Genomic DNA, 23,041 nt, shown 5'->3' on the forward strand with positions numbered 1-23,041 from the left:
GCCGAACACCGGCGCAGGCTGGGCAGTCGGCAATGGTTCTGCGATGGTGGTCATCGCCGTCCTTGTCACTTGACCGGTCGGGGCGGCACGCACCGCCGAGCGAGCGGACAAGACAGTGACGGGTGCTTGCTGGCACAAGCTCCTATGAGGTCACGAACCCTCGACCGGTGAGTGCAAACGAGCCCCGCAGCGGACCGAACCGACAGATCGGCTTGAAGACCCGAAGTCAGTCAGGCGCTGGGTCAGGAACGACCGCTGCGGGGCTCTCCCACATCCTCACTGTCAGGCGCTGAGCGACCGCTGCGCCGGCACGGCGACGGCCGGCTCGGCCCGCGGGACGTCGGCGCTGCGCCCGGCGAGCAGGGCCGCGGTGGCCGGCGTCACGGGCCGGTCGCCGCGAACGACGGCGATCCGGGCCGGTGCCGCGACCGGTGCGGCCGGTGCGGCCGCGGCCGGCCGGCGCGTCGGGAGGACCCGGCGCAGTCCCTTGCGGGCCGGCTCCTCGACGAAGCGGTGGGCCAGGTGCGCCAGGACGAACGTCGACAGCAGCACCGGGGCCAGCAGCAGCGCCCACAGCGAGGTGCCGGCGGCGATCTTCGGCCACCAGTCCATCAGGGTCCAGAAGACCTCGAACACCGGGATGTGCACCAGGTACAGGCCGAAGGAGATCCGGCCGCCGTGCACCACGGACTCCCGGGACAGCAGGGCGCTCAGGCCGGTGCGGGAGAGGGCGAGGGCTCCCACGAGCACGGGGAAGAACAGGACGACGATGCCGCCGAACGCGGAGTGGTCGTTGTCGATCCCCCGCCAGTCGCCCCACCACAGGCCGACGGCGACGGCGCCGAGGCTGGCCAGGGCCCAGGTGGCGGCGGCGGCCTCGACGCGCGGGGTCCGGCGCACCCGGCGGACCACCAGGCAGGTGAGGGCGCCGGCCAGGAACGCCGCGCCGATGCGCAGCAGCCAGGACCACGCGATCACCGGCCCACCATGGACGTAGGTGGTGTAGGCCAGGGGCACCATGAGCAGGACGGCGGTGGCCCCGAGCAGCACCAGCGGCGCGTTGCGGACCCGCCAGAGCAGCAGCGCGACCAGCGGGAAGGCGACGTAGGCCAGCCACTCGGCGCTGATCGACCAGGCCGAGCCCATCCACGATTCGCCGCCCGAGGCGGGGTACCACCACAGCTGGACCATCGTGAGCTGGAGCAGGAAGTTCCAGACGTCGAGCACCGGCTGCTGCACCTGGTAGGCGACGACCCCGTCGGTCACCCGGGTGGCCTTGATCAGCAGCCAGCCGCCGTAGACGACGGTGACCAGGGCGTACACCGGCCAGATGCGGCAGACCCGGGCCCAGAGGAAGGTCCCGGCCTCGCGTACCGAGGGCGTGCGGCCGACGCGCTCGAGGTAGGTCAGCGTGATCACGAAGCCGCTGAGGACGAAGAACAGGTCCACGCCGGTGGCGCCGGCGCGGATCACCGGCCGGAGCGGCTCCCAGTAGCCGTCGTACCCGAGGCCGGGCGTGAACTGGAAGTGGTAGACGACCACCCAGACGGCCGCGACCGCCCGCAGGCCGGTCAGCGACCGGATTTCCCCCGAGCCGACCGGCTGCGCACCGCCCGCTCGGATCGCCTGAGCTGGTGTGGACACGCGGATCTCCCTCGCTGCCGTCTTCGACTACAGGGCGCTCATGTCCCGTGACAGGAACGTAATCAAAGTGCGGCGACGTGTTGAGTTGACGACACGACAGAGATCCCCCGCCGGCATGGCAACACCTGCCGGAGTCCGGCCGTCCGACGCGCCTCCTGGACCGGACGGGGGACGAGTCGTCCGGTGCCACCCGGGCGCGGGGAGCGCGACCCGGTCGAGGCGCTCGCAGGTCCGCTCGCGCCCGGACGCGTACCCTGGCCCTTCGTGACTGCCGTCTCCGAGCGCGCGCCGCGCCGCAGCCGCTCCCTGGGGTCCGTCGTCCGCCACCTCGGGGCCTTCGGTGTCGTCGGCGGGGTCGGCTTCGTCATCGAGGTCGGGCTCTTCCAGCTGCTCTACGGGCACCTGGGCAGCGGCGCGGTCGTCGCGAAGGCGGTGGCGACGATCGTGGCGATGACCGTCGCCTTCTTCGGCCACCGACACTGGTCGTTCGCCCACCGGGCGCGCACCGGGTTCAAGCGCGAGTACCCGATGTTCCTGGCCATCAACGGCCTGACGCTGCTGCTGGGCCTGGGGATCGTCGCCTTCGCCCGCTACGGCCTCGACCTGACCAGCGCGTGGGCCCTGCAGGGCGCCAACCTGGTGTCCATCGCCGTCGGCACCGTCGTGCGCTACCTCATGTACCGACGCTGGGTCTTCCCGGCCGCCGACGCCGTCGGCTGACCGCCGGGACACTCCCGACGGACCGGCCTCAGCGGCGCCGGCCGGCCGCCGGCGCCTCCTCCGCGGCTCGCGGGGCACCCGCGGGCCGCACCGAGGGAGCCGCCGCGCGCGGCCTCGGGGGCGCGTCGAGGGGCCACGGACGGGCGAGGGCACCGGTCACCGGGGCCGGCCAGCGCGACGTGGCCGCCTCCTCCGCGGACGCCGGGCCGGTCGCCGCGGGCGGCCGCTGAGCAGGGACGCCCGTGTCGAGCGCACGCCGCCCGCCCCAAAGGCGGACCAGCCGGCGCCGGGCCGGCTCCTCGACGCCGTGGTGGAGCCCGGCGGCGCCGAGGAAGCAGAGCGCGATCAGCACGGGCACCACCAGGGCACCCCCCGGCGTGTGGGCGCCCCAGCCGGGAGCGGCCGGGTCGCGCCCGAGCACGGCCATGCCGACGTCCCGCACCACCCAGTGCACGAGGTAGAGGCAGTAGGAGATGCGGCCGCCGTAGACCATGGCGTCCCTCGACAGGAACCGCGCCGCGCCACCGTCGGTCAGAGCCAGCCCGGCGATGAGCGGCGGCCAGCACAGCACCGCCACGGCCGCGTACTTGCCGACCTCGCCACCGGCCGCCAGGTCCTGGCCGGACCGCCAGTTGGCCCACAGCAGGACGACGGCCCCGACCACCAGGCCGGCCGTCGTGAGCCGGCGGCCCCACCGCTCGCCGCGCTCGGTGCCCTCCAGCCCGGCGACGGCGCAGGAGCCGAGGATGCCGGCGGTGAAGCTGCAGGCGATGCGCAGCACCCAATTCATCTCGATGTCGTCGGTGCCGTGCAGGAAGGCCGTCAGGGCCAGCGGGGACATCGCCGCGGTCGCGAGGACCAGGTTGGCCGCCGGGTGCGCCCGGAGGAGGGGGCGCATCGCCAGCGCCAGCACCGGGAAGGCCAGGTAGGCCAGCCACTCGGCACTGATCGACCAGCCCGGCGCGACGTAGCTGACGTCGATGAGCGAGGACTCGCCCCACATCTGCGTCATGGTCACCTGGCGGAGCAGGGTCGTGAGCTCCAGCGGCGGGTGCCCGCTGACGACGTTCGGGTTCAGCCCCAGCCGGGGGCACACCACGAGCCAGGCGCAGGCCACCACCGTGACCGCCATCCACGCCGGCCACACCCGGGCGAAGCGGTTGAGCACGAACCGGGCCGCGCCTGCGGTCGACCAGCGCCGGCCGCACTCGTCGAGGTAGCTGCGCGCGATGACGAAGCCGCTGAGCACGAAGAACAGCTCCACGCCGATCCAGCCGGCGCTGAGGACGGCGTGCACACTGGGCAGCTGCTCGACGTAGGGCACGAGCTGGCCTTCGAAGTGGAACAGGACGACCCACGTGGCGGCGACGACGCGCAGCCCGGTCAGCGCCCGGATCTCCGACCGGGACCGGCGCACGGCACCCGTCGCCTGCGGACTGGGGGCGACCGTGCGTGGCGCGACGGACATGGGCGTCTCCCGGGGAGGGCGTGGAGGCGGGCTCCGGACCTGTGGGCTCCCTGGACGTTAGTGACGCTGCGCGCACGGTCGTTGACTCGAAAAGCACCGACAACCGTGGGCGTTCGGGCAGGAACTGCCAGGAGTGCCACTCCCCCGTCACACCCTCCCCAGCGGCCCCGCGGACCCGGGCTCAGCTCGCCAGGCGGGACCCGTGCCGGCCGGCGACGACCTCCAACCGGGTGGGGATGCGGGTGCGCAGCTCCTCCAGGTGGCTGATGACGCCGACCGTCCGGCCACCCCGGCGCAGCTCGTCGAGCACGTTCATGACCGCGTCGAGGGCGAGCGCGTCGAGCGTGCCGAACCCCTCGTCGACGAACAGCGTGTCCATCTGGATGCCGCCGGCCTCGGCGGTGACGACGTCGGCGAGGCCGAGGGCGAGCGCCAGCGACGCCATGAAGCTCTCCCCGCCGGACAGGGTCTTCGTGGGCCGCCGGGTGCCGGTGTACTCGTCGAAGACGTCCAGGCCCAGCCCGCCCCGGGCGCCGTGCCGAGCCTGCGCGTCGCTGTGCAGGAACGTGTACCGGCCGCCGGACATCTCCTGCAGCCGCCGGCTGGCGACCTCGGCGACCTGCTCGAGCCGGGCGGCGAGCACGAAGGACTGCAGCCGCATCCGCAGCGTGTTGGCGCCGCGGCCGTTGACCAGCTCGGCCAGGCCGGCGACCCGACCGGCCCAGGCACGACGCTCGGCGAGCTGCACCTCGGCGGAGACCACCTCCCCGGCCAGGCCGTCGAGCGCACCGGCGCAGCGCCGCGCCTGCACGAGGGCGGCGACCGCCGCCTCGCGTCGGGCGGTCAGCTCCCCGCAGCGCTCCTGCAGCGCGGCGACGTCGGGCGGCGGGGCCAGGTCGGTCAGCTGAGGGTCGGCGAGGGTGGCGGCGAGGACCGACCGGCCCTCGTCGTGCTCCCGGAGCCGCCGCTCGAGGCCGGCCAGCTCCCCGGCCGGGAGCAGGGCGTCGGCGGCGTCGAGCAGGTCGGCGAAGCCGACGCCCGTGGCCCGCTCCCCCGCGGTCTGCCGGGCGGTCTCGGCGGCCGTCCGGGCGCGCTGCTCCTCGGCCGCGGCGGCCAGCACCGCCTCGCAGCGCTCCGCGTGCCCGGTGAGCCGCCGGACCCGCGCCGGCAGGTCGGCGTCCTCCCCGCGGGCGGCGTCGAGCCGCGCGGTGAGCTCGGTGAGCGCCTCGGCGCGGCCGTCGCGCTCCGCGGTGCGCCGGTGCAGCTCCTCGCGGTCGGCCGCGAGCTGCGCCGCCGCGGCGTCACGGCCGGCCTCCCGGGCGGCCAGCTGCCGGCGGGCGGCCTCGGCGCCCTCGGCCAGGGCCGCCACCGCCTCCCGCTCGACCCGGGCCCGCTCGGCCCGCGCGACCAGCTCGGCCGCCGGGAGCTCCCCGGCCCGCTCGCGGAGGACGGCGAGCTCGCGCTCGCGTTGCTCGACGGCCCGGCGGGCGGCGGCAGCGCGCTCCTCGGCCGCGTCGACGACCGCCCGCGCCCGCTCCTCGTCGTCGGCGGCGACGCGGGGGCCGGTGTGCGTGGCCGGCCGCGGGTGCTCGGTGGCACCGCAGACGGGGCAGTCGGCCCCTGGCGCCAGCCCGGCCGCGAGCTCGGCGGCCATGCCGTCGAGGCGGACGGCACGCACCTCGACGAGGGTCTCGCGGGCGTCGACCCACGCGCTCCGCGCGGCCGCCGCGGCCTCGCGCACGGCGGCCAGGTCGGCGGTGACCCGCTCGGCACGGGTGGCCGCGTCGCGGGCCGCGCGGGCGGCGTCGGCGGCGGCAGCGAGGCCGGGCAGCCGGGCGGCGGCCGCCGAGGCGGCGTCGAGCCGGCGCTGCGCCTCGGTGACCCGGTCCGGCCAGCCCGCCGCGGCACGGGTGCCCTCCGCGCAGCGGGCGGCCAGCGCCGCGACGTCCCGGTCCAGCCGGGCGACCTCGCGGGTGAGTCCCGCGGCCCGGTCGGCCTCGGGCACCAGCGCGCGGGCCGCCGCCGCCTGGTCGCGCAGCTCGCGGGCCAGCAGCGTGTCGGCGTCGCGCTCGTCGGCCACCCCGGCCCAGGCGGCCCGCGCCGACTCCAGCGCGGCGGCCGCGGCCTCGGCGGCCAGCGCCGTCCGGCCGGCGGTCTCCAGCACGTCGCGCAGCGCCTCGGCCCGGCGTCCGGCGTCGGCCCGGGACCGCAGCGGGGTCAGCCGTTCCTCCGCCGCGTCGAGCCCGGCCAGCTCCGCGCGGGCCCGGTCGCGCCGGGCGTGCCGGTCGGCCAGGGCCCGGGCCTCGGCCAGCTCGCCGTCCAGGCGCGCGCCCTCCGCGGCCGCCGCCTCGGCCGCCGCGGTCGCGGTGGCCAGGTCGCCGGCGGCGCGGGCGCGCACGGTGGCGACCCACGCGCCGACCGACGCCCCGGGCTGCGCGCCGACCAGCTCGGGCGCCAGCTCCTCGGGCACGCCGACGTCGGCGATCTGCGCGACCCGGTGCAGCAGGGTGCTGATCCGGTGCCGGTCGGCGCGGAGCGACTCCTCCGCGGCGCGCCGCTCGCCGGCCAGCCAGTCCTCGGCGCGGGCGAAGCGGCCCACGTCGAAGAGGGTGCGCAGCAGCCGGGCGCGGTCCTCGGGCTCGGCCCGCAGGAAGCGGGCGAAGTCGCCCTGCGGGAGCAGCACCACCTGGCAGAACTGCTCGGCGGACAGGCCCAGCCGCACCCGCAGGTACTCCGAGCCCTCGTCGATGCGGGTGCTCACCGGCTGCCACACGCCGCCGTCCCAGCGCTGCACGGTCAGCCGGGCCTGTTCGGTGGTCTCACCGGCGCCGCGCTTCTTCGGCCGGGTCTGCTCGGGCCGGCGGACGACGAGCAGCCGCTCCCCTGCCAGGGTCAGCTCGCAGCACACCTCGGTGCGGGTGGCGGCGTCGGCGTGGTCGCTGCGCAGCCGCTTCTCCTCGCCGCGCGCGCCCGGGACGGTTCCGTACAGCGCGTAGACCACGGCGTCGAGCAGCGTCGTCTTGCCCGCGCCCGTGGGACCCCACAGCAGGAACAGCCCGTCGCGGGCGACGGCGTCCACGTCGACGGTCTCGGTGCCGGCGAAGGGACCGAACGCGGTGATCGACAGCGAGTGCAGCCTCACTGGACGAGCTCCTCCCGGGCCGCGGCGCCGAGGGCCCGGACCAGCAGGTCGCGCTCGACGTCGCTCATCGCGATGCCGTTGCGGACGTGGCTGACGAACTCCCGGGCCACCTCCAGGTCGCTGCGTCCGCGCAGCCGCTCCTGGTAGCTGCGCCCGTCGCCCCCGCCGGCGCTGCCGGTCCACTCCAGGTGCACGCAGTGCCGGAAGCGGGTCTGCAGCTGCCGCATCGGGTCCGACGGGCGGACGTCGTCGGTCAACCGGGCGGAGACGAAGTGCTCTTCGACCGTGGCGTGGGCCGGGTCGGCGAGCAGCTCGTCGAGGGTGCCGGCGAGCACGGTCAGCGGGCGCGGGGTGGGCAGCGCCAGCGCGCGCACGCCGGCCAGCCCGGCGGCGTCCAGGTCGACCAGCCACACCTGCTTGTCCTGCCCGGCCTCGCCGAAGGAGTACGCCAGCGGCGACCCGCTGTAGCGCAGCCGCTCGGTGATCGTCTGCGGCCGGTGCAGGTGCCCGAGGGCGACGTAGTCGACCCCGTCGAACACCGGCGCGGGCACCAGGTCGACGCCGCCGACGCAGATGTCGCGCTCGCTGTCGCTGGGCACGCCGCCGCCGACGAACGCGTGCGCCAGCACGACCGACCGGGCGCCGGGGCGCAGGAACAGGTCGCGGCGCACCCGCTCCATCGCCTCGGTCAGCACCGCCTCGTGCGACCGGGCTGCCGACAGACCCAGCTCGTGCCGGGCGAGCTCCGGCTCCAGGTAGGGCAGCCCGTAGACGGCCACCTCGCCGTGCTCGTCGCGCAGCAGCACCGGCTCGTCGAGCCCGGCGGTGGTGGCGCGCACGTGCACGCCGGAGCGGGCCATCAGACCCGCCCCGAAGGAGAGCCGCCGCGCCGAGTCGTGGTTGCCCGGCGTGAGGACCACGACGGCCCCCGCGCTGCGGAGCCGCATCAGCACCCGGTCGAGCACGCCGGTGGCGTCCGCCGAGGGCACCGCGCGGTCGTAGACGTCACCGGCGACGACCACGACGTCGACGGACTCGGCGACCACGACGTCGGCCAGCCCGGAGAGCACCGCCTCCTGCTCGCGCAACAGGTCGGCACCGTGCAGGGCGCGGCCGATGTGCCAGTCCGAGGTGTGCAGCAGCCGCATGGCCGCAGAAGGTAGGTCGGGGTACCGACAGGTTCGCCACGCCACGCCGTGACGGGCCCGTCACACCCGGCTCAGAGCCGGGTGGTGCGCTGCGGGGTGGTCCAGCCGGCGGGGGTCCACCCGTCGTCGTCCCACCCCTGCCGTGGCGGCACGGGGGCGCCGCGCCGGTCGGCGTCCTCCGCCACCAGCGCGACGAGCAGCTGCTGCACCCCGTCGCTGTCGGGGACCCGCTCGAGCACGGTCGTCCCGCCGTCACCGAGGGTCTCGATGGTCAGCGTGCCCGAGCGGACCAGCCGCTGACCCAGCGACTGCTGGAAGGAGACGTCGGCGATCCGGGACAGCGCGATGTCACGGCCCCGCCGCGCGAGGACGCCCTCTCGCAGCAGCAGCCGCTGCGTCGTGATGACGTGGTGCGTGGTGCGCCAGCGCAGCACCGGCCGGAGGACGGCGACGACGAGGACCAGCAGCGCGACCCCCGCCAGCACCGCCCGCACCGTGCCCTGGGAGGGGCCGGCGGGCATTAGTGCTGCACCGAAGGAGGTGCCACCCACCACGAGCAGCAGGACGGCGACCGGCCGGGCGAGGGTCAGCCAGTGCGGGTGCAGGTGCCGGACGACCTCTTCGTCCTCGGCGAGCAGCTTGTCCGGGTAGGGCACCCGGACAGGATCGCCCGGCCGGGCGTCGTCAGGGCGTCCCCGACGGGACACGCGGGCGTGTCCGCACCACGGGCACCACGGGCCGCACCACACCCTCCTCGACCGCGGGGACCGGCAGGACCGACGGCGCCTCGGGCGTCCCGGGGCGTCGGGGCGCGAGGGTCGCGGGGAGCACGCGCAGCGTCTCGTCGGCGGTCTCGTGCCGTGCCGGCGCCAGATGCCGGGGTCGGGCCAGGTCCCGCAGCCAGCGGCGCGCCGGCTCCTCGACGAAGCGGTGGAGGACGTAGGCGAGGGGCACGGTCAGCAGCAGGACGTGCGGCGTCAGCAGGCCGGCCAGGGTGCTCCCCGGCGCCAGCCGCGGGTACCAGCCCATGAGGGTCCAGAACACCTCGAAGACGGGGACGTGCACCAGGTACAGGGCGAAGGAGAGCCGGCCGCCCTGCACCATGGCCGGCGTCCCCAGCGCTCGGCTGGGACCGCGCGTGGAGTGCGCCAACGCGCCCACGAGGAAGGGGAAGGTGACACCGGCGACGCCGGCGTACCCGCCTGCACCCCGGGTCGCGCTCCACCACACGCAGAGCAGCACCTCCGCCGTCGCGAGCGCCGCGATCCACGTCGCCGCCCGGTCGCTCCGCTCGGTACGGGGGATCCGGCGGACGGTGAGGCAGGTGAAGGCGCCGGCCAGGAAACCGCCGCCGATGCGCAGGGCCCAGGCGTACGGGAAGGCCGCGCCACCCTCGGTGAGGGCGAACCAGGCGAGGGGCGCCATGCAACCCACCGCGATGGCCCCGGTGACGACCGGCGGCGCCGACCGCAGTCGCCACAGCAGCAGCGCCAGGAGGGGGAAGCACACGTAGGCGAGCCACTCGGCGCTGATGGACCACGCCGGTCCCGACCAGGAGGCCCCGGCGTGGGAGGGACGGTGCCAGAGCTGGACCATGAGCATCTGCTCGAGCCAGTGCAGCGGGTCCACGACCGGCTGCAGGTGCTGGTAGGCGATCTGACCGTCGGGGACCCGGGTCGCCTTGTAGAGCAGCCAGAACCCGAAGACCGACGTGACGAGCGCGTGCACCGGCCAGAGGCGGCAGACCCGCGCCCACCAGAACCTCGCCACGGCACCGACACCGGGCCGCGGCCCCAGCTGGTCGAGGTAGGTGAGCGTGATGACGAAGCCGCTGAGCACGAAGAAGAGGTCCACCCCCAGCCCGCCGCTGGCCACGAGCGGGCGCAGGGGCTCCCAGGACCCGGTCCAGGTGTTCCCCGGGGTGAAGCTGAAGTGGAAGCAGACGACCCACGCCGCCGCGACGATCCGCAGCCCCGTCAGCGACCGGATCTCGCCGCCCGGAGCGGTGGTCGACGATCGCGTGGCGACCGAGAGTGCTCCCATGAGCACGAAAGGTAGCCGGAGTCGTTCCCCGTTCCCCGTCCCGACGCCGCCCGGGCGGACCCACCCGTCACTCGCGACTGCGCAGGTGCCTCACGTCACCGCTGGCGAGCTGGACCGTGCCCTGCGCCGTCCGGACGGCGAGCCGGCCGTCCCAGTCGACGGACTCGGCCACCCCCTCGAGCGTGGAGCCGTCGGGCAGGGTGACGACGACCTCCGCGCCGACCGTCGAGCACCAGGCGAGGTAGTCGCGGGCCAGGCCGCTGGCGACCGGGTCGCCGAGGGTCTGCGCCCAGGCCAGGTACCGGCGCTCGAAGGTGCGGAGGAACTGCAGCAGCACCGCGGCCCGGTCGACCGGCCGCCCGGCCACCAGGGCCAACGAGGTGCCGGTCTCGGGGAGCTCGTCGGCGCGGGTGGAGACGTTGAGGCCCACGCCCACGACCACCGCCCCGCCGCCGACCTCGGCGAGGATGCCGGCCAGCTTCGCGCCGCGGGGGGCGAGCAGGTCGTTGGGCCACTTCAGCGAGGACCGCACGCCCGGCACCTCGCCCACGGCCTCGGCGAGGGCGACGCCGGTGAGCAGCGAAAGCCACCCGCGGCGCGCGCCCGGGACGTCGGGGCGCAGCAGGAACGACACCGTGAGGCCCGCGCCGGGCGGGGAGGTCCAGACCCGGTCCAGCCGGCCCCGGCCGGTGACCTGGTGCTCGGCCACCAGGACCGTCCCGTCGGGGGCGTCCTCGGCCGCGGCGGCGAGGAGGGCGGCGTTGGTGGAGCCGATCTCGGGTACCACCTCCAGCGAACGCCACAGGGCGCTCTCGCCGGTCAGCGCGGTCGTCAGCGCCGGGCCGTCGAGCGGGGCCCGGGAGGGGCCGGAGGAGGCGGACGGCGGCGACTCGGGCACTCTTCTACGCTACGGAACCCGTGAGCGAGGGAGCTCACTCCCGGGCACGGCAGCGCGCGGACGCGGCCGGCGAGCCCCAGCGAGGAGAGACGTGTGAGCGCTGCTGAACTGGAGAGCGTCGGGGACCCCGTCCCGGGCGACGTCGACATCCACACGACCGCCGGCAAGCTGGCGGAGTTCGAGCGTCGCGTGCAGGAGGCCACCCACGCGGGGTCCGAGCGCGCCGTGGAGAAGCAGCACGCCGCCGGGAAGATGACCGCCCGCGAGCGGATCGAGGCGCTGCTGGACCCCGGGTCGTTCACCGAGCTCGACGAGTTCGCCCGCCACCGCTCCACCACCTTCGGCATGGAGGCCAAGCGGCCCTTCGGGGACGGCGTCGTCACCGGGTACGGCACCGTCGACGGCCGGCCGGTGTGCGTCTTCTCCCAGGACGTCACGGTGTTCGGCGGCAGCCTCGGCGAGGTCTACGGCGAGAAGATCGTGAAGGTGCTCGACCTGGCCATCCGCAACGGCTGCCCGATCATCGGCATCAACGAGGGCGGCGGCGCGCGGATCCAGGAGGGCGTGGTGGCCCTGGGCCTCTACGCGGAGATCTTCCGGCGCAACGTGCACGCCTCCGGCGTCATCCCGCAGATCTCGCTGGTGATGGGCGCCGCGGCCGGCGGTCACGTCTACTCTCCCGCGCTCACCGACTTCGTCGTGATGGTCGACCAGACCAGCCAGATGTTCATCACCGGCCCCGACGTCGTGAAGACCGTGACCGGCGAGGACGTCACGCTCGAGGAGCTCGGCGGCGCCCGCACGCACAACACCAAGTCCGGCGTCGCGCACTACCTCGCCGAGGACGAGGCGGACGCGCTGGACTACGTCAAGGCGCTGCTGTCCTACCTGCCGAGCAACAACCTCGACCCGCTGCCGGCCCTCGAGGTCGCCCCGGCCGACACCACGAACGACGGGGTGACCGACGAGGACCGCGAGCTCGACACCTTCATCCCCGACTCGGCCAACACCCCTTACGACATGCACACCGCCATCGAGCACGTGCTCGACGACGGCGAGTTCCTCGAGGTGCAGCCGCTGTTCGCGCCGAACATCGTCGTCGGCTTCGGCCGGGTCGAGGGACGGCCCGTCGGGGTCGTGGCCAACCAGCCCACCCAGCTCGCCGGCACGCTCGACATCGACGCCAGCGAGAAGGCGGCGCGGTTCGTGCGCACCTGCGACGCGTTCAACGTCCCGGTGCTGACCTTCGTCGACGTCCCCGGCTTCCTGCCCGGCACCTCCCAGGAGTGGGAGGGGATCATCCGCCGCGGCGCGAAGCTGATCTACGCCTACGCCGAGGCGACCGTCCCGAAGATCACCGTGATCACCCGCAAGGCGTACGGCGGCGCCTACGACGTCATGGGCTCCAAGCACCTCGGCGCGGACCTCAACCTGGCCTGGCCGACCGCGCAGATCGCCGTCATGGGCGCGCAGGGCGCGGTCAACATCCTCTACCGCCGCGAGCTGGCCGACGCCGACGACGCCGACGCGCGCCGCACCGAGCTGATCACCGAGTACGAGGACGCGCTGCTCTCGCCGTACATCGCGGCCGACCGTGGGTACGTCGACCAGGTGATCCGGCCGTCGGAGACCCGCATCGAGGTCACCAAGGGGCTGCGCCTGCTGGCCAACAAGCGCCAGACGCTGCCCCCGAAGAAGCACGGGAACATCCCGCTATGACGACGACACCGTCGTCCTCCGGACGACACCGCGACCAGGTGCCGTTCCCCCCGTCCGCGGAGCCCACCCGGCCACTCGTCGGGGACCCTCCGGGCCCCACTCCTCGCGGCCACGAAGTACCAGCAGCACCTCCCCTGCTGCGGGTCGTCAGGGGCGAGCCCTCGGCCGAGGAGCTCGCCGCACTCACCGTCGTCGTCGCCGCCCTGGCACAGCGGCGCACCCGCCGTCGGCCGACCCCGGTCGGGGCCTGGGCGTCGTTCGGGGACGTCCACCGGCGTCCGCTGCGTCCCGGCCCCGGCGGCTGGCGCGCCTCCGGGAGGTTCGCATGAGTGTGGATCGCCGGCTGGTGCTGGCCTCGGCGTCGCCGGCCCGGTTGGCCCTCCTGCGCCAGGCCGGGCTGGCACCCGAGGTCGTCGTGAGCCACGTCGACGAGTCGTCGGTGCGCGCCGCGCGGGTCGGCGAGCAGGTCGCCCTGCTGGCCGCCGCCAAGGCCAAGGCCGTCGCCGAGCAGGAATCCGACGCGCTCGTCGTGGGCGCCGACTCGCTGCTGGAGTTCCGCGGGGAGCCGATGGGCAAGCCCGCCGACGCGCACGACGCCCGCGACCGCTGGCAGCGGATGAGCGGCCGGAGCGGCGTGTTGCACACCGGCCAGGCGCTGTTCGACGTCCGGGACGGCCAGGTGGTCAGCCGCGACGTCGCCGTCGTCTCCACCGTCGTGCACTTCGCCAGCCCCACGCCGCAGGAGCTCGAGGCCTACCTCGCCACCGGCGAGCCGCTGGCCGTGGCCGGCGCCTTCACCCTCGACGGGCTCGGCGCGCCGTTCGTCCGTCGGGTGGACGGCGACCCGGCAGCGGTCGTCGGGCTGTCGCTGGCCACGCTGCGCACCCAGCTCGCCAAGCGTGGGCTGGCCGTCACCGACCTCTGGCGGCGCTGAGCCCGCGCTCGCCCGTCCCACCCGCTGCCCGAGCAGCACGACCCCGAGGGAGAACACCGGTGCAGAAGGTCCTGATCGCCAACCGCGGCGAGATCGCGGTGCGCGTCGCCCGCGCCTGCAAGGACGCCGGGCTGACCAGCGTGGCCGTGTACGCCGAGCCCGACCGCGACGCGCTGCACGTGCGCGCGGCCGACGAGGCCTTCGCCCTCGGGGGGACGACGCCCGGCGACTCCTACTTGGTGATCGACAAGATCCTGGACGCCGCGAAGCGGTCCGGCGCGGACGCGATCCACCCCGGCTACGGCTTCCTGTCGGAGAACGCCGGCTTCGCCCAGGCGGTGATCGACGCCGGGCTCACCTGGATCGGCCCCTCCCCCGAGGCGATCATCGCCCTCGGCGACAAGGTGCAGGCGCGGCACATCGCCACGGCGGCCGGCGCGCCGCTGGTGCCCGGCACCACCGACCCGGTCGGCGGCGCCGACGAGGTCGTGGCCTTCGCCGAGGAGCACGGTCTCCCGGTGGCCATCAAGGCCGCCTTCGGCGGCGGCGGGCGCGGGCTCAAGGTCGCCCGCACCACAGAGGAGATCCCCGAGCTGTTCGACTCCGCCGTCCGGGAGGCCGTGTCGGCCTTCGGCCGCGGCGAGTGCTTCGTCGAGCGCTTCCTCGACCAGCCGCGGCACGTGGAGGCGCAGGTGCTGGCCGACACCCACGGAAACGTGGTCGTCGTCGGCACCCGCGACTGCTCGCTGCAGCGGCGCAACCAGAAGCTCGTCGAGGAGGCCCCCGCGCCGTTCCTGACCGACGAGCAGCGGGCGCGCATCCACGAGTCGGCCAAGGCCATCTGCCGAGAGGCCGGCTACCACGGCGCCGGCACCGTGGAGTACCTCGTCGGCGTCGACGGGGCGATCTCCTTCCTCGAGGTCAACACCCGGCTGCAGGTCGAGCACCCGGTCTCGGAGGAGACCAGCGGCCTCGACCTGGTCCGCCAGCAGTTCCGCATCGCCGACGGCCTGCCGTTGTCGATCACCGAGGACCCGGTCCCGCAGGGGCACAGCATCGAGTTCCGCATCAACGCCGAGGACGCCGGGCGCAACTTCATGCCGGCCCCCGGTCCGGTGACCCGGCTGGAGATCCCGCAGGGCCCGGGCGTGCGCTGGGACTCCGGCGTCGAGACCGGCGGCGAGGTCGTCGGCGCGTTCGACTCGATGCTGGCCAAGCTCATCGTCACCGGGGCCACCCGCGAGGAGGCGCTGCAGCGGGCCCGCCGCGCGCTCGACGAGCTGGTGGTCGAGGGCATGCCGACCGTCGTCCCGTTCCACCGGGCCGTCGTCCGCGACGAGGCGTTCACCAGCGAGCCGTTCACCGTGCACACCCGCTGGATCGAGACCGAGTGGGACAACCAGGTCCCGCCGTACGCCGCGGCCCCCGCCGGGCACGAGGAGCCCGAGGAGCGGCAGACCGTCGTCGTCGAGGTCGGCGGACGACGGCTGGAGGTGTCGCTGCCCGCGGGCCTGGCCGTCGGCGGCGGGGGCGCCCCGGCCGCAGCCAGTGGGGCCAAGCCGCGCAAGCGCGGCGGCGGGCACGGCGGGTCGGCGGCGTCCGGCGACTCCCTGGCCAGCCCGATGCAGGGCACCATCGTCAAGGTCGCGGTCGCCGACGGGGACACCGTGGCCGAGGGCGACCTGGTCGTCGTCCTGGAGGCGATGAAGATGGAGCAGCCGATCACCGCGCACAAGGCCGGCACGGTCAGCGGCCTGTCCGCCGAGGTGGGCGCCTCGGTGACCAGCGGCGCCGTCCTCTGCACGATCGCCGACTAGATGAACGATTCCAAGGGGTCCCGGCTACGGTCGGTGTGATCACAGGCGAGGGTGCTCAGGCTTGGCGTTGCTAACCCAACGTCGAGCCGGGAGGCCCTCGTGGACGCCGACCTGGACACCCTCGCGACGGCACTGTATGCCCGCACCGACGATCTGCTGAAGGCCGCGCCCGAGCGGCGGCCCTGGCGGCCGGCGATCGGCATCACCCCCCGACTCAGCGACGCCGAACTGGTGACCTTGGCGGTGCTGCAAGCCCTGCTGGGGTTCACCAGCGAGGCCCGCTGGCTGCGTTTCGCCGACAAGCATCTGCGCCCGCTGTTTCCCTACCTGCCCGGCCAGCCCGGCTACAACAAGCGGCTGCGCCGGCTCTCGGGCACCGTGATCTGGCTGATCCGGGCCTTGGCGACCGACACCAGCCTGTGGGCCGATGACGTGTGGGTGATCGACTCCACGCCGATCGAGTGCGCCCGCTCGCGGGAGGCGGTGCGGCGCTCGGAGCTGGCCGGCTGGGCCGAGTACGGCTACTGCGCCAGTCACAGCCGCTACTTCTGGGGGCTGCGGCTGCACCTGATCGCCACCCTGCACGGGCTTCCGGTCAGCTTCGCCGTCTCCGGCGCCAAGGCCGACGAACGCCAGGTGCTGCTCGACCTGCTCGGCACCGACCCCGCCCTCGTCCCGAGCCACCGAGGACAGATCCTCATCACCGACAAGCACTACTACGGCCGCCGCTTCGAAGCCGAGCTGACCGACGCCGGCCTGACCCTGCTGCGCCGCCCCCGCAGCGGTGAACCTGACCGGCCCGGGGCGTCGGTGTTCAGACCGCTACGCCAGACCATCGAGTCGGTCTTCGACACCCTCAAAGGCCAGCTCGACCTCGAGCTGCACGGCGGACACACCCCCGCCGGGGTCCTGATCCGGGTGCTGCAGCGACTGCTGGCCCTCACCGCAGCGATCTGGCACAACGACCACACCGACCAAACCGTCCGGCGATCCCTACTCGCCTACGACCACTGACCCCTTGGAATCGGTCATCTAGTCCCCCGGCGGCCTCCCTGCAGGGTCCCGCCGCGAGCCTGCGAGCGGTGGGGGGCAGGGAGGTCCTTCTCCTCAGCCGGTGGTCGTCTCGACCGTGCCGTCGGGCCGCTCGACGAGCGTGCCGTGCTGGAAGCGGACCTGCCAGCCGCCGCCGTCGGGCAGCGCAGCCTGGTCGGTCACCGGGAAGCCGAGCGCCCCGGTCGGTCCCCCCTGCTGCAGCCAGAGCGACAGGATCCCACCCCGGACCGCGTGCGCCCCGGTGGACGGCGACCAGTAGATCGACCCGCCGGCGAAGTCGGTCTTGAACCCACCGGGCACCGGGGTGTCGTCCCCGGTCGGGTAGCCGAGTATCCCGCTCTGCGCACTCAGGGACCGCCAGCGCTCCAGGATCGCGCCGCGCACGACGTGCGCACCGGTCCGCGGCGACCAGTAGACGACCCCGCCCTGCAGGCGGACGAGCGCACCGGTGCCGTCCGCGGTGCCGCCGTCGTCGGCGACCGGGAAGCCCAGCGCGGCCGGGCCACCGGCGGCGACGTAGCGCTGCAGGATCGCTCCCCGCACGAACCGTGCACCAGTGGGTCCCGACCAGTAGATCGAGCCCCCCGCGAAGTCGGTCCTGAAGCCGCCGGGCACCGCGGTGTCGTCGCCGGTCGGGTAGCCGAGCACGCCGGTCTGCGCGCCCAGCGACCGCCAGCGCTCCAGGATCGCCCCGCGCACGTCGTGCGCACCGGTCCGCGGCGACCAGTAGACGACCCCGCCCTGCAGCCGCACCAGCGCACCGGTGCCGTCCGCGGTGCCGCCGTCGTCGGCGACCGGGAAGCCCAGCGCGGCCGGGCCGCCCGCGGCGACGTACCGCTGCAGGATCGCCCCGCGCACCATCCGCGCGCCGGTGGCCGCCGACCAGTAGAGGGACCCGCCGGCGAAGTCGGTCTTGAAGCCGCCGGGCACCGCCACGTCGTCGCCGGTCGGGTAACCCAGGACACCGGTCTGCGCGCCGAGCGACCGCCAGCGATCGAGGATCGCGCCCCGGACCACGTGCGCCCCCGTGCGCCCGGACCAGTAGATGGCCCCGCCCTGCAGGCGGACGAGCGCACCGGTCCCGTCGGCCGTGCCGCCGTCGTCCGCGACCGGGAAGCCCAGCGCGGCCGGGCCGCCCGCGGCGACGTACCGCTGCAGGATGGCGCCGCGCACCATCCGCGCCCCGGTGGCCGCAGACCAGTAGATCGAGCCCCTCGCGAAGTCGGTCCTGAACCCGCCGGGCACCGCCGCGTCGTCCCCGATCGGGTAGCCCAGCGGCCCGGTCTCCGCGCCCAGTGACTGCCAGCGCTCCAGGATCGCTCCGCGCACCACGTGCGCGCCGGTGGACGGCGTCCAGGCGATGACGCCGCCCGCGTACGAACGTCGGCAGCCGTCACCCGTGTACCCGCAGACCAGGCCACTGGTCGGCTCACCGAGCACCCGACTGCCGCCCAGCTGCGCGTAGGCGGCGTCGATGGGGTGCACGGGCGCCGGAGGGCCCGCCGAGACGCGCACCCGGGCTCCGGAGGGGGTGGCCTCCACCACCGTCACCGTGAAGGGCACGGCTCCGAAGGACAGGGGGGTGGTCGGGGGCAGCGCGACGGCGAGATCGGACTCCCAGCCGCTCTGCGAGGACGGGGTGCCGTCCATCAACCACGAGGTGTCGCCCTGGACGTAGGTCTCCTGCCGCAGCAGCACGCCGCTCTGGAGTCGCGCCACATCGGCCGCCGTCCCGAGCCAGCTGTCCTGGCCGGTCGGGGTCCGGTACTCGAGCCAGAACACGTAGCCGTCGCTGTCGACCAGCCGGACCGCCCGGGTACCGGTCCGGGCACCCACCGGCGCCAGGGTGTACTGCGTGGTGGCGGCGCCGGCCGTCAGCGTGGGGGCCGCGCTCGGGGGCAGCAACCCGAGGCTCGCCGCGTGGACGGCGTTGAGCGAGCCGACCTGCTCCCACGAGACACCCATGACGTCGTACAGGTCGTAGTAGCCGGTGACCTGGCAGGGGCCGCTGTCCACCACGCCGTCGCACTGGAGCAGGGACGAGTGCCCGAGGCCGAGGTTGTGCCCGAACTCGTGTGCGATGACCGCGGTCTCCGCCGCCTGCACGTAGGCCAGCCCGCCGGAGCCGAGGCCGTTGCCGATCGTGCCCAGTCCGTAGCCGCAGCCGGGTGAGTCGGCGGGCACGTAGACGAGCAGGTGCCTGCCGGGACCCTCGGTCCACCGGGCCCGGGTCGCCGCCTCCCTCCAGAGCGCGAACGGGTCGCTGCAGGTGAGCGCGGACTGAGTCGTCCAGTCGAGGCCCGCCACCGTACCGAGGCGGACGGCACCGTCGGTCTGCTGCTCCCAGAAGGCGGCGACCGGCCCGTTCACCGCTGCCATGACCTCCGCCAGGGTGGTGGTGTCCCGGGCCGCTCCGGCCGGCTGCAGCATGACCACGGTGACCTGGTGGTTCACCGCACCGGCGGCTGGTGCGGTGGCCTCGGCCGGCGCCGTGAGCACCTCGGCGGCGAGCACCTCCTGCGCGGGGGCGAGGTCGGCGGCGGCCACCTCGTCGGCGACGGCCGCGCCGAGCGTCACCTCGACGGTGGCACCGGTCTCGATGTCCTCGACGTCCGCCGTGGGCACCCGCACCGCGTCACCCGAGTCGGTCTCGATCCAGCTGACCAGGCTGTCGGCGTGGTCCTCGTCGGTCTCCAGAGCGGCCGACGGGGAGGGGTCCACGTAGCCCTGGACCAGTTCGCCGACGATGGTGTCCCCGGGAGCCGGGGCGTCCGGCGCGGCCGGGGCCGGCGGCTCCTCGGCGGTGGCCGGCGGTGCGCCGAGCACCGGGAGGACGGCGGCGGCTGCGACGGCGAGCGCCAGCAGCCGGGGGGAACGCGCAGGTGGCACGGGGTCTCCAAGCGACAGGGGGCCGGTCCCCTCATCGGCAGGTCGGCCCCGGAAGTGGAGGCGGGACCTCACTCCCGGCCGCGCGGACCACGCTTCCGGGTGACCGTCCAGCCGGCGAGCACCAGGACCCCGACGCCCGCTGCCGCCGCGGCCGGCGGCGCCCAGCCTGCGCGGGAGGCGGTTCGGACCGCGGCCGGCGCCGACTCGGTCAACAGCACGCCGGCGGCGACCGGGGCCACGGGGGCCTCTGGGGCCCCGGCGACGGCGGCCGCGGCGACGGGGGTCTCCGGCGCGACAGCCGCGGCGGGGACGGCGGTCACCGCGGGGACCGGCGCGGCGGCCAGGACCTGCGGCGCCGGGCCGGCCTCGGGCAGCGGGGTCACCGGGACGGCGGCGCCGGCCGCGGGGACGACGGTCAGCGTCGCCCCGGCCGCGGTGACGGCGTCCACGGTGACGGTGAAGGATCCACCGGCGACCGGCACCGGCACGCCCACCGGCAGCGCGGCCCGCAGGTCGTCTTCCCACCCGGCGGCCGGAGAAGGGGTGCCGTCGAGCAGCAGCGCGGTGTCGGGCATCCGGCCGGTGCGGTGCAGCAGGACGCCGGCGTCGAGGCCGAAGCGGTTCCCGAGCCCGCCCAGCCAGGCGTCGCGGCCGACCGCGGCGCGCAGCTCCAGCCAGTAGGTGCCGCCCGCCGCGTCGGTCAGCCGCACCGCGCGGGTGCCGGCCCGCGACCCCAGCGGGGCGAGGGTGACCGTCGTGGCCGGTCCGGCCACCTCGACCGGCAGCTGCGCCGAGGCGGGCAGCACGCCCAGCTGCGCGGCCTGCGGGGCGTTGAGCGACCCGACCGCGTTCCACGAGCCGCCCATGACGTCGTAGTAGTCGCGGTAGGGGGCGGTGCGGCAGGCGCCGGTCTCGACCGCGCCGTCGCACTGGTGCCCCGAGGAGTGGCCCAGGCCGAAGTTGTGGCCGAGCTCGTGGGCGATGACCGAGGGCAGCACGTCCCGGACGTAGACCCGCCCGCCCGCGCCGACGCCCGCGCCGACCTGGCCGAGCGCGTAGGAGCAGCCGGGCAGGTCCCGCGGCCGGCTGCTGACGTGGACGACGAGGTGCCGGCCGGGGCTGGGGACGAAGCCGGTGCGGTCGGCGACCTCGTTCCACAGCGCGGTCGGGTCGGCGCAGCCGGCGGTGGTCTGCAGCCAGTCGTGGGCCGCGGTCACGCCGAGCCGGACGGCGCCGTCGGTCTCCCCCGCCCAGAACTCCGCGACCGGCCCGTCGACGGCGGCCACCAGCTGGTCCAGGGTCGCGCCGTCCGCCGTGCCCCCGGCCGGGACGACCATCGCCACGGTCACCTGGTTGGTCAGCCCGGCCACCCGCGCGGCGCGCGCCTCGGGCGCCTCCTGCAGCAGCTGGGCGGCCAGCACGTCGCGGGCGGGCTCGAAGCCCTCCTGGCCGGCGGCGTCGGCGACGGGCGCGCCCACCGTCACCTCGACGGTGGCGCCGACCTCCAGGCCGGCGACCGCCTCGGTGGGCACGCGGACGGCGTCGCCCGCGGGCGTCTCGACCCAGGTCAGCGGGGCCGCGGCGTGCTCGGTCTCCGCGGCGGCACCGGCCAGCCCCGCCTCGGGCCAGGCCTGCACGATCTCGCCGACGACGGTGTCCGGCGCCGCGGCCTGCTCGGCCCGGGCCGCGGTCGCCGGCAGCGTCAGGGAGAGGGCCAGCGCGGTCGCCGCACCGGCCACCGCCCGGAGCGGGCGGCGGCGGGGGGCGGGGGCGTTCCGGTGGGGGCGCATCCCCCCTGTCCTCGGCAGCCCGCGCGCGCGTCGGCACCGGACGACCGGGATCCAGTCGAACCCGCCGTCACACCCGACCCAGGGCCCGCGGGCGCCCCTGCCGTCCCGTCACGTGCGCCCCAGGGGTTCCGCCGCCCCGCTGGGCGGGTCCCACCCGCCCCTTCGGCCCCCTGCAGGTGGAAGGACCCCTCCTCCCCACTGCTCGCAAGCTCGCGGCGGGCCCCTGGAGGGGGCCGGGTGGCGGGGGCAGGGGGTCCTTCAGGCCAGCGCGTCGGCCCTCATCAGCCGGCGGCCGGCCTCGGTGATGGACCCGGACAGCGACGGGTAGATCGCGAAGGTCTGCGCCAGGTCGCTCACCGTGAGCCCCTTGGTGACCGCCAGCGCGATCGGCAGGATCAGCTCCGAGGCCCCGGGGGCGACGACGACCCCGCCGACGACGACGCCGGTCGCCTGCCGGGCGAACAGCTTCACGAACCCGTCGCGCAGGTCGGCCATCTTGGCCCGCGCGTTGGTGGCCAGCGGCAGCCGGACGACCTCGATGTCGGCGCCCTCGGGCAGCGTCTTCTCCTGCACGCCGACCGTGGCGATCTCCGGGTGGGTGAAGACGTTCGCCGAGACCGTCTTGAGCCGGATCGGGGTGACGGCCTCGCCGAGCGCGTGCCACATGGCGATCCGGCCCTGCATCGCCGCGACCGACGCCAGCTGGAACACGCCGGTGACGTCGCCGGCGGCGTAGATGCCCGGCACGCTCGTGCGCGAGACGCGGTCGACGACGACGTGCCCGGCGGGCGCGAGCTCGACCCCGCACTGCTCCAGGTTCAGCCCGGCGGTGTTCGGCACCGTGCCGACGGTCATCAGCGCGTGCGAGCCCTCGACGGTGCGCCCGTCGGTCAGCTCGACGACGACCCCCTTCTCGGTGCGCCGCACCCCCGCGGCCCGGCCGCGCTCGAGGCGCCCGCCACGGGACTGGAAGACGTCCTCGAGCACCTCGGCGGCGTCGGAGTCCTCGCCGGGCAGGACCCGGTCGCGCGAGGACACCAGCGTCACCGGGACGCCGGCCTCCAGGTAGCCGGAGGCGAACTCCGCACCGGTGACGCCGGAGCCGACGACGACCAGGTGCTCGGGCATCTCCTGGATGTCGTAGACGTCGCGCCAGTCGAGGATCCGCTCGTGGTCGGGCTCGGCGCCGGGCAGCACGCGGGGGTCCGCGCCGGTGGCGATGAGGACGACGTCGCACTCCAGCGTCTCGCTGACCGCGCCCTCGGCGTCCTCCACCTGGACCCGGTGCTCCACCAGGCCGCGGACCTCGTCGGAGAGCCGGCCCTGCCCGGGGAGGACCCGCACGCCCTCGGCGACCAGCCGGGCCCGGATGTCGGCGGACTGCGCCACGGCCAGGCCCTTGACCCGCTGGTTGACCGCGGAGAGGTCGATGCCGACGGTGGCCAGCTCCGAGCCCTGGACGCCGAGCGCGCTGGAGTCGCGCACGTTGGTCATCACGCCGGCCGACGCGATGAAGGTCTTGGACGGGACGCAGTCGGTGAGCACGCTGGCCCCACCGACGCCGTCGCGCTCCACCACGGTGACCTCCGCGCCGAGGGAGGCGGCGACCAGCGCGGCCTCGTAGCCGGCGGGGCCGCCGCCGATGATGACGATGCGGGTCATGGGAGTCCTTCTCGGTGCGGTGCGGACACGTGGCGCCCGCCATTCTCCCCGTTCCGGGGAACGACGTGGCCCATCTCCCACCGAGGGGCGCGCCACACGGCCGTAGGCTGCCCG

16 protein-coding genes are annotated in these 23,041 nt (G+C 75.4%); 6 read left to right on the forward strand and 10 right to left on the reverse strand.

Going from position 1 to position 23,041, the window contains the following annotated elements; translation table 11 throughout:
- Positions 1-282: 282 nt before the first annotated feature.
- Complete coding sequence (locus tag BLW63_RS12350) at positions 283-1,644, reverse strand: acyltransferase family protein (RefSeq protein ID WP_170856748.1); 1,362 nt, start codon at positions 1,642-1,644, stop codon at positions 283-285.
- Positions 1,645-1,908: 264 nt separating this feature from the next.
- Here BLW63_RS12350 and BLW63_RS12355 point away from each other — a divergent pair, with 264 nt between their 5' ends.
- Positions 1,909-2,364, forward strand: a complete 456-nt coding sequence (locus BLW63_RS12355) for a GtrA family protein (RefSeq protein WP_091157155.1) — start codon at positions 1,909-1,911, stop codon at positions 2,362-2,364.
- A gap of 28 nt (positions 2,365-2,392) precedes the next feature.
- On the opposite strand, the gene BLW63_RS12360 is transcribed toward BLW63_RS12355, so the two are convergent.
- From BLW63_RS12360 to BLW63_RS12385, 6 genes are all read right to left on the reverse strand, one after another.
- Entirely contained in the window at positions 2,393-3,832 is a 1,440-nt protein-coding gene (locus BLW63_RS12360) for an acyltransferase family protein (protein WP_091156319.1), read from the reverse strand.
- Between the two features lie 181 nt (positions 3,833-4,013).
- Entirely contained in the window at positions 4,014-6,974 is a 2,961-nt protein-coding gene (locus BLW63_RS12365) for an AAA family ATPase (RefSeq protein WP_091156321.1), read from the reverse strand.
- Positions 6,971-8,122: an exonuclease SbcCD subunit D gene (locus tag BLW63_RS12370; RefSeq protein ID WP_091156323.1), complete on the reverse strand. Its 1,152-nt coding sequence runs from the start codon at positions 8,120-8,122 to the stop codon at positions 6,971-6,973. The genes BLW63_RS12365 and BLW63_RS12370 overlap by 4 nt, the downstream gene beginning before the upstream one ends.
- A gap of 71 nt (positions 8,123-8,193) precedes the next feature.
- Positions 8,194-8,778: a PH domain-containing protein gene (locus tag BLW63_RS12375; RefSeq protein ID WP_091156326.1), complete on the reverse strand. Its 585-nt coding sequence runs from the start codon at positions 8,776-8,778 to the stop codon at positions 8,194-8,196.
- Positions 8,779-8,806: 28 nt separating this feature from the next.
- Complete coding sequence (locus BLW63_RS12380) at positions 8,807-10,165, reverse strand: acyltransferase family protein (RefSeq protein ID WP_139263530.1); 1,359 nt, start codon at positions 10,163-10,165, stop codon at positions 8,807-8,809.
- Positions 10,166-10,232: 67 nt separating this feature from the next.
- A complete protein-coding gene (locus tag BLW63_RS12385; protein WP_091156330.1) occupies positions 10,233-11,063 on the reverse strand; it encodes a biotin--[acetyl-CoA-carboxylase] ligase in 831 nt (276 codons plus the stop codon).
- A gap of 93 nt (positions 11,064-11,156) precedes the next feature.
- Here BLW63_RS12385 and BLW63_RS12390 point away from each other — a divergent pair, with 93 nt between their 5' ends.
- From BLW63_RS12390 to BLW63_RS12410, 5 genes are all read left to right on the forward strand, one after another.
- Entirely contained in the window at positions 11,157-12,782 is a 1,626-nt protein-coding gene (locus BLW63_RS12390; RefSeq protein ID WP_091156332.1) for an acyl-CoA carboxylase subunit beta, read from the forward strand.
- Complete coding sequence (locus BLW63_RS12395; RefSeq protein ID WP_091156334.1) at positions 12,779-13,111, forward strand: acyl-CoA carboxylase subunit epsilon; 333 nt, start codon at positions 12,779-12,781, stop codon at positions 13,109-13,111. Before BLW63_RS12390 ends, BLW63_RS12395 begins: the two co-directional genes overlap by 4 nt.
- Positions 13,108-13,716, forward strand: a complete 609-nt coding sequence (locus BLW63_RS12400) for a Maf family protein (protein ID WP_091156336.1) — start codon at positions 13,108-13,110, stop codon at positions 13,714-13,716. Before BLW63_RS12395 ends, BLW63_RS12400 begins: the two co-directional genes overlap by 4 nt.
- Before the next feature lie 59 nt (positions 13,717-13,775).
- A complete protein-coding gene (locus BLW63_RS12405; RefSeq protein WP_091156338.1) occupies positions 13,776-15,533 on the forward strand; it encodes an acetyl/propionyl/methylcrotonyl-CoA carboxylase subunit alpha in 1,758 nt (585 codons plus the stop codon).
- Between the two features lie 99 nt (positions 15,534-15,632).
- Positions 15,633-16,547, forward strand: coding sequence for an IS982 family transposase (locus tag BLW63_RS12410; RefSeq protein ID WP_091156340.1), 915 nt, complete (start codon positions 15,633-15,635; stop codon positions 16,545-16,547).
- Between the two features lie 93 nt (positions 16,548-16,640).
- Here the strand turns inward: BLW63_RS12410 and BLW63_RS12415 are convergent, their stop codons facing one another.
- The 3 genes from BLW63_RS12415 to BLW63_RS12425 all read right to left on the reverse strand — a co-directional run bounded on the left by BLW63_RS12415 (position 16,641) and on the right by BLW63_RS12425 (position 22,927).
- Positions 16,641-19,475 carry a hypothetical protein gene (locus tag BLW63_RS12415; protein ID WP_091156342.1) on the reverse strand — a complete coding sequence of 945 codons (2,835 nt, stop codon included), beginning with the start codon at positions 19,473-19,475 and terminating at the stop codon, positions 16,641-16,643.
- 68 nt (positions 19,476-19,543) lie between these two features.
- Positions 19,544-21,265: a reprolysin-like metallopeptidase gene (locus BLW63_RS12420; protein WP_091156344.1), complete on the reverse strand. Its 1,722-nt coding sequence runs from the start codon at positions 21,263-21,265 to the stop codon at positions 19,544-19,546.
- A gap of 258 nt (positions 21,266-21,523) precedes the next feature.
- Entirely contained in the window at positions 21,524-22,927 is a 1,404-nt protein-coding gene (locus BLW63_RS12425) for an NAD(P)H-quinone dehydrogenase (RefSeq protein WP_091156346.1), read from the reverse strand.
- Between the last annotated feature and the right edge of the window lie 114 nt (positions 22,928-23,041).

Source organism: Geodermatophilus africanus (assembly GCF_900107105.1).
GTDB classification, from domain to species: Bacteria; Actinomycetota; Actinomycetes; order Mycobacteriales; family Geodermatophilaceae; genus Geodermatophilus; species Geodermatophilus africanus.